Origin of the sequence: Pseudomonas aeruginosa (genome assembly GCF_001457615.1) — a bacterium.
Classification (GTDB): domain Bacteria; phylum Pseudomonadota; class Gammaproteobacteria; order Pseudomonadales; family Pseudomonadaceae; genus Pseudomonas; species Pseudomonas aeruginosa.
Genome location: NZ_LN831024.1, coordinates 5,824,412 through 5,839,484 on the forward strand (window position 1 = coordinate 5,824,412; position 15,073 = coordinate 5,839,484).

Sequence of the window (15,073 nt, forward strand, 5' to 3'; positions counted from 1 at the left end):
CCGCATCGCGGTTATCCGCCGGTTCGGCGGGGCAGCGGCCCTTGCCCGGATTTTGGGCAGCGTGCACCAGCAGGCGACAAATCGGCATCAATCGCTGGCGGAAAAGCCCGCTCCGTCATTTTTCCGCAATCGACTTCCCACAAACCCCTGGGATGCCGCCAAGCCCTTGATCCACGGGCCTCCAGAGGCATTCATCACCAGCTCGCCCACAGACTTATCCACAACCTTTCAGGAAAGCGAGCGCGCCGCCAGCGTCTCATGAGAATTGGCACAGCCCCTGCATTGGAGCAGATAACGAAGATTTCGGGGGCCTCGGTACAGGCAGGCTGGGGAATCCCCTCTTTTACACCCGGCGGCAGACGCAGCATCCGCGCGCAACCGCCACACCCGTTTCGGGGACCTCGGTACAGGCAGGCTGAGAACTCCCCTCTTTTATGCCCGGCGGCAGCGCAGCGATCCGCGCCTCCGCCCTCCCGTTTGGGGACCTCGGTACAGGCAGGCTGAGAATTCCCCCTTTTATTCCCGGCCGTCGCGCTCCTGCAGTTCGACGACCAGGCGCCAGCCCTCGCCGTCCTCCGACCACTGCCAGCGCCCCTGCAAGGGGCGGGTCGAGACCAGGCTCAACAGCAGCGCCTTTCCCTCCTCGCGGACGCGCCAGCGCAACGGTTGGCCCAGCCATCGTCCATCTCCCTGCTGCGCCGCGCCCCGGGCGACGATGCGCAACGTCAGGGCACCCTCCACCCGTGCCGCCGTAACCGCAGCCTGGCGATCGAAGCGCAGGACCAGGCCCTGCTCGCTCTCCCCGACCGCCAGCAGTTGCGGCGCAGACGTCGGCAGCGAAGCGGGACCGAACAACCTGCCGAGCATCAGCCCGAACAACAACCCGGCAAGCACCAGCGCACCCCAGACTTTCCAGCGCTGGCGCCGCAGATCGTCGATGGCGGAGGTAGAATGCCGCCCGTTATCTGCTCCGGAGCCCTGCATGTTCCACGTCATCCTGTTTCAACCGGAGATTCCTCCGAATACCGGCAACATTATCAGGCTCTGCGCCAACGCCGGATGCAGTCTGCACCTGATTGAGCCGCTCGGTTTCGAACTGGACGACAAGCGCTTGCGCCGTGCCGGCCTCGACTACCACGAATACGCCAGCGTACGCCGCTACCCGGATCTGCAGAGCTGCCTCGAGGCCCTCGGCCAGCCACGCCTGTTCGCCTTCACCACCAAGGGGTCGCGGGCCTTCCACGAAGTGGCCTACCAGCGCGGCGATGCCTTCCTCTTCGGCCCGGAAAGCCGCGGACTGCCGGAGGACGTGCGCAACGCCCTGCCAACCGATCGGCGCCTGCGCCTGCCGATGCGCGAAGGCTGCCGTAGCCTGAACCTGTCCAACACGGTGGCGGTGACCGTCTACGAAGCCTGGCGCCAGCTCGGCTTCGCCATGGACTGAGCCGGCCGGCAGGCATGAAAAAGCCCGCGCAAGGCGGGCTTTTTCGCAAGCGCTGGGCTTACTGGACCGACGGCGTCGGGATCTCGCCGGAGGCCTGCATGCGGGCGATTTCCTGGGCGTAGAGGGCGTCGAAGTTCACCGGCGACAGCATCAGCGCCGGGAACGAACCGCGTACCACCAGGTTGTCCAGGGCTTCGCGAGCGTACGGGAAGAGGATGTTCGGGCAGAACGCGCCGAGGGTATGGCTCATGCTCGACGGATCGAGGTTCTTGATCAGGAAGATGCCGGCCTGCTGCACTTCGGCGATGAAGGCAGTGGTGTCCTCGCCGTTCTTCACGGTCACCGATACGGTCAGGACCACTTCGTAGAAGTCGCCGTCCAGCTGCTTCTGGCGAGTGTTCAGGTCCAGGCTGATGGACGGGTTCCATTCCTGGCGGAAGATTTCCGGGGACTTCGGCGACTCGAACGACAGGTCGCGCAGGTAGATGCGCTGCAGGGAGAACTGGGGTTGCTGCTCGTCGGCAGCGCCGTTGGTAGCTTGCTCGGTCATTTTCGGGCCTTCCCTTGGGTCAATTCATGAATAGTTTCAGGCAGACAGCAGCGCGTCCAGCTTGCCGGCGCGCTCCAGTGCATGAAGGTCGTCGCAGCCGCCGACATGGGTCTCGCCGATCCAGATCTGCGGCACGGTGGTCGATCCCGCCTTGCGTGCCAGCTCGGCGCGCAGTTCGGGCTTGCCGTCGCAGGCGATCTCCTGGAAGTCCACGCCCTTGCGTTGCAGCAACTGCTTGGCGCGGATGCAGTACGGACACCAGGCGGTGGTGTAGATCACGACGGGCGGCATGTCACTTCACCAGCGGCAGGTTGTCGCCGCGCCAGCTGCCGATCCCGCCGGACAGCTTGGCGGCGTTGAAGCCGGCCTTCTTCAGGACGCCGCCCCAGGTACCGGAGTGCTGGCCCATGGCGTCGACCAGGATGATGGTCTTGCCCTTGTACTTTTCCAGTTCGGTCATGCGGCTGTTCAGCTTGTCGGCCGGGATGTTCAGCGCGTCGACGATGTGCCCGCTGGCGAACTCCTTGGCCGGACGGATATCCAGGACCACCGCCTGGTCGGCATTGACCAGCGCGGTCAGCTCGCGGGTCGACAGGCTCTTGCCGCCCTTGCGCAGCTCGTGCAGCAACAGCAGGACCAGCAGGACCAGCAGCGCCGCGACCAGCAGGTAGTGGTTGGTGGCGAACTCGATCAGACGGGAAACGAATTGCATGGTGACGGATATCCAGGGCGTAAAAATGCCGGCCAGTATACAGACCGCGCCGGCCAGGGGGGAACCCGCCGGGCGGCGCCCCGCTCGGCTCCAGGAAATGGCGTCGCGGGAAACTTCACGGTTAGAATGCCGGTCCTTTTCTGTGAAGCTGGCCAGTTCCGGCCCGGGCACGGTTCGGGCGGGACAGAGGGAGCGAGGATAGCGGCATTCGGTTGCGGATCGGCGTCATCGGTTTAATCAATCAGCCTCTTCCTACGTCTTGAACGACAATGTTCCCACTAAATTTGGTCAGTTTCTGAACCCCGCGGAAATAGAGCCGGACATATGACTGCCACGCCCAAACCCCTGGTCCTGATCATCCTGGACGGCTTCGGCCACAGCGAAAGCCCTGACTACAATGCCATCTACGCCGCGAAGAAGCCGGTCTGGGATCGCCTCCTGGCAACCCAGCCGCACGGCCTGATCTCCGGCTCCGGCATGGACGTCGGCCTGCCCGCCGGCCAGATGGGCAATTCCGAGGTCGGCCACATGAACCTCGGCGCAGGCCGCGTGGTGTACCAGGACTTCACCCGCGTCACCAAGGCCATCCGCGACGGCGAATTCTTCGAAAACCCGGTGATCGCCGGCGCGGTCGACAAGGCCGTCGCCGCCGACAAGGCGGTGCACATCCTCGGCCTGCTCTCCCCGGGCGGCGTACACAGCCATGAAGACCACCTGGTGGCGATGGCGCAGATGGCCGCCAGGCGCGGCGCCGGCAAGATCTACCTGCATGCCTTCCTGGATGGCCGCGATACCCCGCCGAAAAGCGCGCAGCCGTCGCTGGAGCGTCTCGACGCCACCTTCGCCGGGCTCGGCAAGGGCCGCATCGCCTCGATCATCGGCCGCTATTTCGCGATGGACCGCGACAACCGCTGGGACCGCGTCCAGGCCGCCTATGAACTGATTGTCGACGGCAAGGCCGAGTTCACCGCCGACTCCTCGGTGGCAGCCCTCGAGGCCGCCTACGCCCGCGGCGAGAGCGACGAATTCGTCAAGGCCACCGCGGTGGTCCCGGCCGGCGCCGAAGCGGTGCGGGTCGAGGATGGCGACGCGGTGATCTTCATGAACTTCCGCGCCGACCGCGCCCGCGAGCTGAGCCGCGCCTTCGTCGAGCCGGCATTCAATGAGTTCCCCCGCGAACGAGCCCCGCAGCTGGCAGGTTTCGTCATGCTGACCCAGTACGCGGCGAGCATCCCGGCGCCCTGCGCCTTCCCGCCGGAGCCGCTGACCAACGTCCTCGGCGAGTACCTGGCCAAGCATGGCAAGACCCAGCTGCGCATCGCCGAGACCGAGAAGTACGCCCATGTGACCTTCTTCTTCTCCGGCGGCCGCGAGGAACCCTACGAGGGCGAGGAGCGCATCCTGATCCCCTCGCCGAAGGTCGCCACCTACGACCTGCAACCCGAGATGAGCGCGCCGGAAGTCACCGACCGTATCGTCGAGGCCATCGAGCAACAGCGCTACGACGTGATCGTGGTCAACTACGCCAACGGCGACATGGTCGGCCACACCGGGGTGTTCGAGGCCGCGGTCAAGGCCGTGGAGTGCCTGGACACCTGCATGGGCCGTATCGTCGAGGCGCTGGACAAGGTCGGCGGCGAAGCCCTGATCACCGCCGACCACGGCAATGTCGAGCAGATGGAAGACGAGTCCACCGGCCAGGCGCACACCGCGCACACCTGCGAACCGGTGCCCTTCGTCTACGTCGGCAAGCGCAAGCTGAGCATCCGCGAAGGCGGCGTGCTGGCCGACGTGGCGCCGACCATGCTGACCCTCATGGGGCTGGAGCAGCCGGCGGAAATGACCGGTCGCAGCATCGTCACCCTCGGCTGATCCGCGAACGACGAACTCCCGCGCAGGGCGGATAACCGCGTCGCGGTTATCCGCCGCTTCTGCAGGCCATCGACGGATAACGCCTGCGACGTTATCCGCCGTAGCGGGCCGGGCGCCGCGCCCTGTTTCCACGACGCCACCTTCCCCGCTTTAACGCTGCCGATCGGCCGACAGGCCTGGCCACGCGGCGTCGAGACGTGTGCCGCGGTTTTCATTTTCCGCGTCTCCCCCCCCTGCCTCCCGCTACGTCGCCGAGGCCCGTGCTAGCCTTGCCCGCGCTGTCTTTTCCATCTGCCCTACAAGGATTTCCGCCGATGTGGTTCCTCCTCGCCACCTCGCTCCTCGCCCTGTCCTTCCAGCGCCTGCTGGCCCTCGTCTTGCTGCTCGCGACCTGCTGTCTCGCCTTCTACGACGGGGTTCTCGCTCCGCCTGCGGTCGCCGCCCTGGCTGTACTGGGCGTCCTCGCCCTGTTGCGCCGGCGCCTGGCGGCACGCCGCGCCTGGGCCCTGGGCCTGGAGCTGCTGCTGGTCGCCGGCGCGGTGGGCCTGTTCCTGCACCTGCTACCCGGCTTCGCCAACCCCAGGATCCTGGACAAGGCGGTGGTCGGCCCGCAGAGCCTGCCGTTCACCATGTACTTCAACTTCGACAAGGCACTGGTGCCGTTCCTGCTACTGGCCTGCCTGCCGAGCCTGTTCCGCGACGAAGCCCGCGCTCCCGGCCGCCCCTGGTACTGGCTGCTGCTCGTGGCGGCGGTGCCGGCGCTGCTTCTGCTGGCTGTCGGCGTCGGCCTGCTGCGGCCGGAACTCCACGCGCCGGCCTGGCTCTGGCAGTTCGTCCTGGCCAACCTGTTCTTCGTTTCCCTTGCCGAGGAAGCGCTGTTCCGCGGCTACCTGCAGCAACGCCTGGGCCAATGGCTGGGCCCCTGGCCCGCCCTGGCGCTGGCCTCGGCGCTGTTCGGCCTGGCGCACTTCGCCGGCGGCCCGCTGCTGATGCTGTTCGCCGGCCTCGCCGGGCTGATCTACGGGTTGGCCTGGCTGTGGAGCGGCCGCCTGTGGGTGGCGACGCTGTTCCACTTCGGGCTGAACCTGACGCATCTGCTGCTGTTCACCTACCCGCTCTACAGACCCGCCTGATGCCCGTGGCCTTCGTCGTCGACGACATCCGCCGCTGCCATCCGGCTGAAATACGTGGAAGCGCCCCACAGCGCGCGGTGCGGGGCGTTTTTTTTAACGGCGGCCACGGGCATACTAGGCCGGTCCAATTCCCAGGTGCCCGCCACCCCATGCTCCGCCTCCTTCCTCTCCTGCTATCCCTCGCCTGTCTCGCTCCGGCCTTCGCCGACGAGCGCGCCGACACCCAACGCCAGCTGGAACAGACGCAGAAGGACATCGGCGAGCTGAAGAAGCTGCTGGACGGCATCCAGCAGGAAAAGAGCGGCGTGCAGAAGCAGCTGAAGTCCACCGAGACCGAGATGGGCGACCTGGAAAAACAGATCAAGGCCCTGCAGGACGAGCTGGACAAGAGCGAAGCCGAGCTGAAACGGCTGGATGGGGAGAAAAAAAAACTCCAGGACGCGCGCATTGAGCAGCAGCGCCTCCTCGCCATCCAGGCCCGCGCGGCCTACCAGAGTGGACGCGAGGAATACCTGAAGCTGCTGCTGAACCAGGAACACCCGGAAAAATTCAGCCGCACCCTCACCTACTACGACTACATCAACAAAGCCCGTCTCGAACAGCTCGCCAGCTTCAACGAAACCCTCCGCCAGTTGGCCAACGTCGAGCAGGACATCTCTGCGCAGAAAGCCGAACAACTGAGCAAGCAAGGCGAGCTGGACAGCCGCCGCGAGGCGCTGGCAGCGACCCGCAAGGAGCGCCAGCAAGCCCTGGCCAAGCTGAACAGCGACTACCGCGAACGCGACCAGAAGCTCAAGTCCCGCCAACAGGACCAGGCCGAGCTGGCCAAGGTACTGCGGACCATCGAGGAAACCCTGGCCCGCCAGGCCCGCGAAGCCGCCGCCGCGGCGGAGCGCGAGCGCCAGCGCGCGCTGGCCGCCGAACGCGAGCGTGCGCGCCAGCAGCAGGCCGCCCCCGGACGAGTCACCAGCCCGCCGCGCGAACCTGCGCCGGGCCCGCTGGTCTCAAGCACTGGCGCGGTCTACGGCGGCGCGTTCGGCTCGGCCCGCGGCAAGCTGCCGTGGCCGGTGAATGGCCGCGTCGTGGCGCGCTTCGGCAGCCAGCGCGGCGACGATCCGCGGGCGAAATGGGACGGCGTACTGATTTCGGCGAGCGCCGGCAGCACCGTCCGCGCGGTGCACGGCGGACGCGTGGTATTCGCCGACTGGTTGCGCGGAGCCGGCCTGTTGGTCATCCTCGACCACGGTGGCGGCTACCTCAGCCTTTATGGCCATAATCAAAGCCTGCTGAAAGACGCCGGCGACACCGTGAAGGCCGGAGACCCGATCGCCACCGTTGGAACCAGCGGCGGCCAGAGTAGCCCGGCCGTGTACTTCGCCATTCGCCATCAGGGCCGCCCGGCGGACCCTACTACCTGGTGCCGCGCACAGGGATAGGCGCCGAACTCGTGATTAGGAGCTGAACATGCTGCATTGCTTCCGTCCCACCACCCTGGCGCTGGCCCTGCTGCTCGGCGCGGGCGCGGCCCAGGCTGCCGACGCCCCGGCCGACGCCGCGCCACTGGCCAACGGTAGCAGTGCCCCGCTGCCCCTCGACGAGCTGCGTACCTTCGCCGAGGTTCTCGACCGGGTGAAGGCCGCCTATGTCGAGCCAGTGGACGACAAGACCCTGCTGGAGAACGCCATCAAGGGCATGCTCAGCAACCTCGACCCGCACTCCGCCTACCTCGGCCCGGAGGACTTCGCCGAGCTGCAGGAAAGCACCAGCGGCGAGTTCGGCGGCCTGGGCATCGAGGTCGGCAGCGAAGACGGCTTCATCAAGGTGGTCTCGCCGATCGACGACACCCCCGCGGCCCGCGCCGGCATCCAGCCCGGCGACCTGATCGTGCAGATCGACGGCAAGCCGACCAAGGGCCAGTCGATGACCGAAGCGGTCGACAGCATGCGCGGCAAGGCCGGCTCCCCGATCACCCTGACCATCGTCCGAGATGGCGGCAGACCGTTCGACGTCGAACTCAAGCGCGCCATCATCAAGGTCAAGAGTGTCAAGAGCCAGGTCCTCGAACCCGGCTACGCCTACCTGCGCATCACCCAGTTCCAGGTCAACACCGGCGAGGAAGTGGTCAAGGCGCTGAACCAGCTGCGCAAGGACAACAAGGGCCGTCTCAAGGGCCTGGTCCTGGACCTGCGCAACAACCCCGGCGGCGTGCTGCAGTCCGCCGTCGAGGTAGCCGACGCCTTCCTCACCAAGGGCCTGATCGTCTACACCAAGGGCCGCATCGCCAACTCCGAGCTGCGCTTCAGCGCCGACCCGGCCGATCCCAGCGACAAGGTTCCGCTGGTGGTGCTGATCAACGGTGGCAGCGCCTCGGCGGCGGAAATCGTCGCCGGTGCCCTGCAGGACCAGAAGCGCGCGATCCTGATGGGCACCGACAGCTTCGGCAAGGGCTCGGTGCAGACCGTGCTGCCGCTGAACAACGACCGCGCCCTGAAGCTCACCACCGCGCTCTACTACACCCCCAACGGGCGCTCCATCCAGGCCCAGGGCATCGTTCCGGACATCGAAGTCGGACGCGCCAAGGTGACCCAGGAGCGGAGCAGCTTCGAGGGCTTCAAGGAAGCCGACCTGCAGGGCCACCTGGCCAACGGCAACGGCGGTGCCGACCGCCCCACCGGCAAGCGTGCCGCGCCGAGCGAGCGCCCGCAGGATTCCGACTACCAGCTCAGCCAGGCCCTTAGCCTGCTGAAAGGCCTGAGCGTCACCCGCGGCAACTGATGTCGGCGTTTCGCGTTGCCCTGCTGGGCCTGTGCCTGCTGTTCAACCAGGCCCAGGCCCGCCAGGACCCCGCCCCCTACCAGCGCCCGCCGCTGCTGACCGTGGTCATCGATGACCTCGGGCAGAACCTGGCGCGCGACCGCCGGGTCCTCGACCTGCCCCCCGGCGTAACCCTGGCGATCATCCCGGAAACCCCGCATGCCGCCGAACTGGCCCGCGAGGCGCACCAGCGCGGGCGCACGGTGATCCTGCACATGCCGATGGACCCGGCCGGCGGTCCCTACGCCTGGCGGCCGGAGCTGACCCAGGAAGAGCGTGCGCGGCGGCTGGACGCGGCGCTGGCCAAGGTGCCGTTCGTGCAAGGCCTGAACAACCACGAGGGCAGCCGCATGACCGCGGTGCGCCCGGCGATGGCCTGGCTCGCCGAGGAACTCCAGCGTCGCGGCCTGTACCTGGTCGACAGCCGCACCAGCGCCGCCACCGTGGCCGCCAGCGAGGCGCAGCGGATCGGCCTGGCGAGCGTCTCGCGCGATGTGTTCCTCGACAACGAAGCCACACCGGAAGCGGTCTCCGCACAACTGCAGGCCGGCGTCGCCCTGGCCCGCAAGCAGGGTTCGGCGTTGCTCATCGGCCACCCGCACAAGGCCACCCTCGACGTGCTGGCGCGGGAGCTGCCGAAGCTGCGCGCCCAGGGCATCGAGCTGGTACCGCCGCAGATGCTCATCGGCGAGCGCGGCAACCGCAACGTCAACCCACGCCAGGCGCCGCACTGAAGCCGGGTTTACCGGCGTCGCGGCAGCGGTTAAGGTGACGTCCTCGTCATTCCTGCACGGACGCACCGATGGCCCGCCCTTCCCCTCCCATGCCCCTGCTCGCCGCCGCCCTGCTGGTCGCAGGCGCGATTCCCCTCGGTTTCATCTGGATCCTCACCAGCGCCAAGTTCGAGATAGGCGGCGCCAGCCCCGGCGAGAGCACCGTCGGCAAGGTCGAGAACATCGACCAGCGCGCCATGGAGCAATTCTGCACCGGCGTGCGGGCGACGCCCGCCGGCACCTGGCTGGTAGGCCGGCGCGAGGTCGGCCGCGACGAGCAGGCTCTGCCCGAGGGCGTCATCGACCTGGACCTGGTGGCGGCCGCCCAGCCCAGGGAAGAAGAGTCCGAACCCCACCTCTTCAACTTCCTCAACGGCATGCTGCTATCCGGCGGCGATCCGGAAACCACCTATGTCTCGCGCCTGGGCGCGGACGGCGTGTTCCACGAAGTGGCGCGGCTCGGCGAGACCGCCTGCCTGGAAGTCACGCCGGACGGTTCCAGCGTCTTCCTGCTCACCGGCCTGCGGCGCCCGGGCAAGGACAACGGTCAGCGCGAGCAGACAGTGGTGCTGCGCAGCGACGACCAGGGCAAGAGCTGGCGGCGGCTCGAGGAAGGCTTCATGGCCGAGGCGAATCGACTGGGCTGGGCTCTCGCACCGCGCTTCCACGGCAAGGACGAAGTCTGGGTCTGGGGTGATTTCGAATACGGCGGTGCCGATGGCGGCCGGGAACCCGGCCAGCCGAGCGGGCTGTTCTATTCGCCCGACCGCGGCGCCAGTGTCGAGTCGATCGCCACCTCCGCGCCGCTGCTGGTCGACCTCGCCTACGCCCGCGAGTTGGCGCCGAACGGCGTCAGCTGGGGCGACTACAACGGCAAGCACGGGCAGATCAAGGCACACGTCGCTCAACTGGACGCGGAGCGTGCCGCGATCTGGGTAAGCCAGACCTTCCGCTATGGCCCGCCCGAGGGGCGCTACCTGACCAGCTCGATATTGGTCACCACCCAGGCCGAACTGCGCCGCGAGGGCGGACGCTGGCGGATGGGCGCGATCCGGCGCACCGACGGCGTGGCCGTCGAGCGCCTGGAACAGAACACGGACGGTCGGGTTATCGCAGTGCTCGATCACCCGGACGAATCGCGCTCGCTGATCGCCGAGCTCGATCGCGACGCGCTCGAATGGAAGATCACCGGCAAGCTGCCCAGCCCGTTCTGGCCCCTGCCGTCCAGTTCCGGGCTGCGCGAGTTCTACATGGGCAGGAATGTGCTGCTGGCCAACACCATGAGCCACTACGAAGTGCCGCTGTGGCTGTATCCCGACGAGGAGCCGGCGAGCGTCTCCGCCAACGCGGTGTACTACTCGGACGACTGGGGCTCATCCTGGCGCCGCCTGGACATCGCCGGCTACCTCGGCGTGCTCGGCTTCGACGAGGCGCACGACCGGGTGTTCTGGGCCCGCGGCAACTGGTACGACAGCCGCGACCTCGGCGTCCAGGCCTACGACCTGGACTGAGCCCCCTCGCCGCGCCGGCGGAGGGGCGCCCGCCAGTCAGAGGTAGTTGGCGACGGCTTCGTCGACGAAGCCTTCCTGGCGCATCTGCTCCAGGGCCTTTTGCAGGCGCTCCACCACCTCGTCCGGAGTGTCCTTGTTCAACGCCAGGTAGAGCTTGGCCTCGTTGAAACGCAGCACCGTCTGCAGGCCGGACACGCCTTCCTGCTTGGCCAGGTAGCGGCCGACCGGATCGGTGGTGGCCCACAGGTCGATCTGCCCGCCGGTAAGCTTCTTCACGTTTTCCTGGTCGCGCAGGGCGTTGATCACCGGGATGCCCTGGGCCTCCAGGTGCTGGCTGACCGCGTCGTTCTTGTAGGCGCCGAGCTTGTAGCGGGCGGCGTCCTTGAGATTCTTCACGGCGATCTTGCTGCCGGCCGGCGCCAGCAACACCCAACTGGTGTCGGCCAGCGGGCCGACCCACTTGAACTGCGGCACCCGCTCGGGGGTGTAGGTCATGGAGAACAGCCCGTAGCCGGGCTTGTCCAGGGTCAACCGGTACAGGCGGTCCCAGGGGAAGCGCAGGCTCAGGGAATAGCCGATGCCGGCGCGCCTGAACATCTCCCGGACGATGTCGGCACTGATGCCGTCGATGCCATCGTCGCGGGCGAAGTTCTTGTCGTCCACCGCCATGTTGAAGGGCGGGAAGTTCTCGGTCAGCAGCACCACCTTGTAGTCGGCGGGCAATTCGGCACGGGCCGCGGAGGCCCCCAGCAACACCCCCAGGATCAGGGTCTGGATCAGGACTTTCAGCATGGTCACACCGCTCGCTTGGTTATCGTTATTGGCTAGCGGCATCCCTGCGTCAGGACGAAATACCTGGCTCGTCGGCCTTCCATGGCATTGCCGGCGGGGCCGGCAAAGGCGTTTCCCCGCCCGGCCCCCTGTTGGCCGGACGGAGCGAATCAGAGATAGCTGTTGAGGATGTCCTCGACGAAACCTTCCTTGCGCATGCCGTCCAGGGCTGCCTGGAGCTTCTGCACCACTTCGTCGGGAGTCTCGCGGTTGAGCGCCAGGTACAGCTGGTCGCTGTTGAAGCGCAGCACCGTCTTCAGGCCGGTCACGCCTTCCTGCTTGGCCAGGTAGCGCCCGGCGGGATCGCCGCTGGCCCAGAGGTCGATCTGGCCCTTGACCAGCTTCTGCGCGTTTTCCTGGTCGCGTAGCGCCAGGTCGGCCTCGAAACCGTTCTTGCCGAGGAACTCGGCGATGGCATCGCCCTTGTAGGCGCCGATCCGGTATTTCTTCGCCTCGTCCAGGCTGCCCAGGGTGATCGGGCTGTCGCCCTTGGCCAGCAGCACCCAGTCGTCCGGGCCGATCGGACCAACCCACTTGAACTTGTCCTCGCGCTCGGCCAGGCGGGCGGTGACGAACACCCCGTAGCCGGGCTTCTCCAGCGCCAGCTTGTAGATGCGGTCCCAGGGGAAACGCAGGGTCAGGCTGTACTTGATGCCGGCGCGCTTGAACATCTCGCGGACGATATCCACGGCGATGCCGTCGATGTTGTCTTCCTGGGCGAAGTTCTTGCCGTTGATCGCCATGTTGTACGGCGGGAAGTTCTCCGTGAGCAGGACCATGCTGTAGTCGGGATCGGTTTCGGCGCGCGCGCCGCCGACCAGCAGCAGGGTTGCGAGCAGCGCGAAGAGCAGGCTTCTTTGCATTGTTGTCATCCTGTCAGGGGCCTGGAGCGAGGCAGAATAACCAGCGCCGCGCCGCCAGGCCAGCCTTTTGCCAGCATCGCCGGCGAGGCGTCAGTAGCGCTCGCGGATCTGCTTCAACAAGCCTTCGCTGCGCAGCGCGTCGACCGCCGTTTGCAACTTCTGCACCAGCTCGTCCGGGGTGTCCTTGTTCAGCGCCAGGAACAGCTCGGCGGTATGGAAACGCTGGACCACCTTCACCTCCTTGAGGCCCTCGCGCTGGGCGACGTAGCGCCCGCTCGGATCGGCGGTGACCCAGAGATCGATCTGCCCACTGGCCAGCTTGTCGACGTTCTCGTTGTCGCGCAGCGCCAGTTGCACCTGCAGGCCGCGGTCGACCAGGTGCTGACTGATGGCGTCGTTCTTGTAGCCGCCGATCCGGTAGCGCGCGGCGTCTTCCAGGCTGTTCAGGTGGATGCTGCTGTCGCCGCGAGCCATCAGTACCCAGTCGTTGACCGCCAGCGGGCCGACCCACTTGAACTTGTCCTCGCGCTCCGGCGTACGGGCGGTGGAAAACACGCCATAGCCGGGCTCGCTCAGCGCCTGCTGGTAGACCCGGTCCCAGGGGAAGCGCAGGATCAGCTGGCACTCGATCTGCGCGCGCTCGCAGGCGGCGCGCACGGTATCGGTGCTGATGCCGCTGATGCCATCGTCCTTGGCGTAGTTGCCGCCGTTCACCGCCATGTTGAACGGCACCAGGTTCTCGGTCAGCAGGACCAGGGTTTCGGCGCGCGCCAGGGCGCTAGCGCATAGCAGGGCCAGGCTGCCGACGCAGCCGAGAGCCAGACGGAAGATGGACATGGAGGACTCCCTGTCGGTCGCAATGTTTGTCGTTATGGCAGGGCATCGGCGCTCTAGCGGCACCTGATGCGGGGGGCGTGACTGTACCTGAAAGAAAGCCGCGCGAGTGTCGACTCGCGCTCAGGAATGGCTAGCCGATCACCGGCCCTGTGCGCTGCGGCGCAACGCGCCTCAGCGCACCACGATACCGCGGCTGGCCAGGTAGGCCTTGGCTTCCGGCACGGTGTACTCGCCGAAGTGGAAGATGCTCGCCGCGAGCACCGCGTCGGCCTTGCCCTCGAGGATGCCGGCGGCCAGATGCTCCAGGTTGCCGACGCCGCCGGAAGCGATCACCGGCACGTTCACCGCCTCGCTGATGGCGCGGGTCACGCCCAGGTCGTAACCGCTCTTCACGCCGTCCTGGTCCATGCTGGTCAGGAGAATCTCGCCAGCGCCCAGGTCTTCCATCTTCTTCGCCCAGAGCACGGCATCCAGCCCGGTGGGCTTGCGCCCGCCATGGGTGAAGATTTCCCAGCGCGGCGCCTCGCCCGGGGCGGAAACCTTCTTCGCGTCGATGGCGACCACGATGCACTGCGAGCCGAAGCGGTCGGCGGCCTCGCCGACGAACTCGGGGTTGAACACCGCGGCGGTGTTGATCGAGACCTTGTCCGCGCCGGCATTCAACAGGTTGCGGATGTCCTGCACGCTGCGTACGCCGCCGCCCACGGTCAGCGGAATGAACACCTGGCTAGCCATGCGCTCGACGGTATGCAGGGTGGTGTCGCGCCCGTCGACGCTGGCGGTGATATCGAGGAAGGTGATCTCGTCGGCACCCTGCTCATCGTAGCGGCGAGCGATCTCGACCGGGTCGCCGGCGTCGCGGATGTTCTCGAACTTGACGCCCTTGACCACTCGGCCGTTGTCCACGTCGAGGCAGGGGATGATGCGTTTTGCCAGTGCCATGCGGTTCGCCTCAGGCCTTGAAGTTGTCGCACAGCGCCTGGGCTTCGGCCACGTCCAGGGTGCCTTCGTAGATCGCCCGGCCGGTGATGGCGCCGATGATCCCCGGGGTGCGGGCGTCCAGCAGCTTCTGGATGTCGCCGAGATTGTGGATACCGCCGGAGGCGATCACCGGGATCCGCGTGGCATTGGCCAGCGCGGCGGTAGCCTCGACGTTGCAGCCCTGCATCATGCCGTCCTTGGAGATATCCGTGTAGACGATGGCGGACACCCCGTCGGCCTCGAAGCGACGGGCCAGGTCGATCACCTGGACTTCGCTGACCTCGGCCCAGCCGTCGGTGGCGACGAAACCGTCCTTGGCATCCAGGCCGACGATGACCTTGCCCGGGAAGGCGCGGCAGGCCTCGCCGACGAACTCAGGCTGCTTGACCGCCTTGGTGCCGATGATGACGTAGCTGACGCCGGCGCGAACGTAATGCTCGATGGTTTCCAGCGAGCGGATGCCGCCACCGATCTGGATCGGCAGGTCCGGGTAGCGACGGGCGATGGCGGTGACCACCTCGCCGTTGACCGGCTTGCCTTCGAAAGCGCCGTTCAGGTCCACCAGGTGCAGGCGGCGGCAACCGCCATCGACCCATTTGGCGGCCATCGCCACCGGATCGTCGGAGAAGACCGTGGCGTCTTCCATCAGGCCCTGGCGCAGACGCACGCAGGCGCCGTCTTTCAAGTCGATCGCGGGAATGATCAGCATCGGTGAACCCTGTTCAAGTCTGTATTCGGTGGGCAGGCGCGCG

16 protein-coding genes are annotated in these 15,073 nt (G+C 67.0%); 7 read left to right on the forward strand and 9 right to left on the reverse strand.

The annotated features are described in order from the left end of the window. Positions 1-516 precede the first annotated feature (516 nt). Positions 517-984 carry a hypothetical protein gene (locus tag AT700_RS26690; protein ID WP_003096038.1) on the reverse strand — a complete coding sequence of 156 codons (468 nt, stop codon included), beginning with the start codon at positions 982-984 and terminating at the stop codon, positions 517-519. Between AT700_RS26690 and trmL the strand changes: the two genes are divergently transcribed. Beyond that, complete coding sequence (gene trmL, locus AT700_RS26695) at positions 983-1,444, forward strand: tRNA (uridine(34)/cytosine(34)/5-carboxymethylaminomethyluridine(34)-2'-O)-methyltransferase TrmL (RefSeq protein ID WP_003096047.1); 462 nt, start codon at positions 983-985, stop codon at positions 1,442-1,444. The genes AT700_RS26690 and trmL overlap by 2 nt on opposite strands. Positions 1,445-1,502: 58 nt before the next feature. On the opposite strand, the gene secB is transcribed toward trmL, so the two are convergent. Genes secB through AT700_RS26710 form a run of 3 tightly spaced genes read right to left on the reverse strand, consistent with a single transcriptional unit; the run spans position 1,503 to position 2,706 of the window. Continuing rightward, positions 1,503-1,994: a protein-export chaperone SecB gene (secB, locus tag AT700_RS26700; protein WP_003096050.1), complete on the reverse strand. Its 492-nt coding sequence runs from the start codon at positions 1,992-1,994 to the stop codon at positions 1,503-1,505. Positions 1,995-2,030: 36 nt separating this feature from the next. Further along, positions 2,031-2,285, reverse strand: a complete 255-nt coding sequence (grxC, locus tag AT700_RS26705) for a glutaredoxin 3 (RefSeq protein WP_003096057.1) — start codon at positions 2,283-2,285, stop codon at positions 2,031-2,033. A 1-nt stretch (position 2,286) separates the two neighbouring features. Beyond that, positions 2,287-2,706, reverse strand: coding sequence for a rhodanese-like domain-containing protein (locus AT700_RS26710; protein ID WP_003096058.1), 420 nt, complete (start codon positions 2,704-2,706; stop codon positions 2,287-2,289). Between the two features lie 324 nt (positions 2,707-3,030). Here AT700_RS26710 and gpmI point away from each other — a divergent pair, with 324 nt between their 5' ends. The 6 genes from gpmI (at position 3,031) to AT700_RS26740 (ending at position 10,809) form a co-directional block, all read left to right on the forward strand. Then, entirely contained in the window at positions 3,031-4,578 is a 1,548-nt protein-coding gene (gene gpmI / locus AT700_RS26715; protein WP_048521729.1) for a 2,3-bisphosphoglycerate-independent phosphoglycerate mutase, read from the forward strand. 314 nt (positions 4,579-4,892) lie between these two features. Continuing rightward, complete coding sequence (locus AT700_RS26720) at positions 4,893-5,711, forward strand: CPBP family intramembrane glutamic endopeptidase (protein ID WP_023116812.1); 819 nt, start codon at positions 4,893-4,895, stop codon at positions 5,709-5,711. Positions 5,712-5,860: 149 nt separating this feature from the next. Further along, positions 5,861-7,147, forward strand: a complete 1,287-nt coding sequence (locus AT700_RS26725; RefSeq protein WP_003123645.1) for a murein hydrolase activator EnvC family protein — start codon at positions 5,861-5,863, stop codon at positions 7,145-7,147. Between the two features lie 28 nt (positions 7,148-7,175). Then, positions 7,176-8,486 (forward strand): proteolytic complex protein CptA, encoded by a 1,311-nt coding sequence (gene cptA, locus AT700_RS26730; RefSeq protein WP_003096067.1) that lies wholly within the window; start codon positions 7,176-7,178, stop codon positions 8,484-8,486. Beyond that, a complete protein-coding gene (locus AT700_RS26735) occupies positions 8,486-9,259 on the forward strand; it encodes a divergent polysaccharide deacetylase family protein (RefSeq protein WP_003118013.1) in 774 nt (257 codons plus the stop codon). Before cptA ends, AT700_RS26735 begins: the two co-directional genes overlap by 1 nt. A 68-nt stretch (positions 9,260-9,327) precedes the next feature. Next, positions 9,328-10,809, forward strand: coding sequence for a hypothetical protein (locus AT700_RS26740; RefSeq protein WP_017148656.1), 1,482 nt, complete (start codon positions 9,328-9,330; stop codon positions 10,807-10,809). A 36-nt stretch (positions 10,810-10,845) separates the two neighbouring features. Here AT700_RS26740 and AT700_RS26745 read toward each other — a convergent pair whose 3' ends face one another. The 5 genes from AT700_RS26745 to hisA form a co-directional block, all read right to left on the reverse strand. After that, complete coding sequence (locus AT700_RS26745) at positions 10,846-11,601, reverse strand: substrate-binding periplasmic protein (protein WP_003096075.1); 756 nt, start codon at positions 11,599-11,601, stop codon at positions 10,846-10,848. Positions 11,602-11,750: 149 nt separating this feature from the next. Next, a complete protein-coding gene (locus AT700_RS26750) occupies positions 11,751-12,503 on the reverse strand; it encodes a substrate-binding periplasmic protein (RefSeq protein ID WP_003106330.1) in 753 nt (250 codons plus the stop codon). Positions 12,504-12,593: 90 nt separating this feature from the next. Beyond that, positions 12,594-13,340 (reverse strand): substrate-binding periplasmic protein, encoded by a 747-nt coding sequence (locus AT700_RS26755; protein ID WP_003106332.1) that lies wholly within the window; start codon positions 13,338-13,340, stop codon positions 12,594-12,596. Between the two features lie 171 nt (positions 13,341-13,511). Beyond that, a complete protein-coding gene (gene hisF, locus AT700_RS26760) occupies positions 13,512-14,282 on the reverse strand; it encodes an imidazole glycerol phosphate synthase subunit HisF (protein ID WP_003106334.1) in 771 nt (256 codons plus the stop codon). A gap of 10 nt (positions 14,283-14,292) precedes the next feature. Next, complete coding sequence (hisA, locus tag AT700_RS26765) at positions 14,293-15,030, reverse strand: 1-(5-phosphoribosyl)-5-[(5-phosphoribosylamino)methylideneamino]imidazole-4-carboxamide isomerase (protein ID WP_003106336.1); 738 nt, start codon at positions 15,028-15,030, stop codon at positions 14,293-14,295. Positions 15,031-15,073 lie beyond the last annotated feature (43 nt).

Coding starts and splice junctions, on each gene's coding strand:
- trmL (WP_003096047.1), top strand. CDS start 983: ATGTTCCACGTCATCCTGTTTCAACCGGAGATTCCTCCGAATACCGGC.
- AT700_RS26690 (WP_003096038.1), bottom strand. CDS start 984: ATGCAGGGCTCCGGAGCAGATAACGGGCGGCATTCTACCTCCGCCATC.
- secB (WP_003096050.1), bottom strand. CDS start 1,994: ATGACCGAGCAAGCTACCAACGGCGCTGCCGACGAGCAGCAACCCCAG.
- grxC (WP_003096057.1), bottom strand. CDS start 2,285: ATGCCGCCCGTCGTGATCTACACCACCGCCTGGTGTCCGTACTGCATC.
- AT700_RS26710 (WP_003096058.1), bottom strand. CDS start 2,706: ATGCAATTCGTTTCCCGTCTGATCGAGTTCGCCACCAACCACTACCTG.
- gpmI (WP_048521729.1), top strand. CDS start 3,031: ATGACTGCCACGCCCAAACCCCTGGTCCTGATCATCCTGGACGGCTTC.
- AT700_RS26720 (WP_023116812.1), top strand. CDS start 4,893: ATGTGGTTCCTCCTCGCCACCTCGCTCCTCGCCCTGTCCTTCCAGCGC.
- AT700_RS26725 (WP_003123645.1), top strand. CDS start 5,861: ATGCTCCGCCTCCTTCCTCTCCTGCTATCCCTCGCCTGTCTCGCTCCG.
- cptA (WP_003096067.1), top strand. CDS start 7,176: ATGCTGCATTGCTTCCGTCCCACCACCCTGGCGCTGGCCCTGCTGCTC.
- AT700_RS26735 (WP_003118013.1), top strand. CDS start 8,486: ATGTCGGCGTTTCGCGTTGCCCTGCTGGGCCTGTGCCTGCTGTTCAAC.
- AT700_RS26740 (WP_017148656.1), top strand. CDS start 9,328: ATGGCCCGCCCTTCCCCTCCCATGCCCCTGCTCGCCGCCGCCCTGCTG.
- AT700_RS26745 (WP_003096075.1), bottom strand. CDS start 11,601: ATGCTGAAAGTCCTGATCCAGACCCTGATCCTGGGGGTGTTGCTGGGG.
- AT700_RS26750 (WP_003106330.1), bottom strand. CDS start 12,503: ATGCAAAGAAGCCTGCTCTTCGCGCTGCTCGCAACCCTGCTGCTGGTC.
- AT700_RS26755 (WP_003106332.1), bottom strand. CDS start 13,340: ATGTCCATCTTCCGTCTGGCTCTCGGCTGCGTCGGCAGCCTGGCCCTG.
- hisF (WP_003106334.1), bottom strand. CDS start 14,282: ATGGCACTGGCAAAACGCATCATCCCCTGCCTCGACGTGGACAACGGC.
- hisA (WP_003106336.1), bottom strand. CDS start 15,030: ATGCTGATCATTCCCGCGATCGACTTGAAAGACGGCGCCTGCGTGCGT.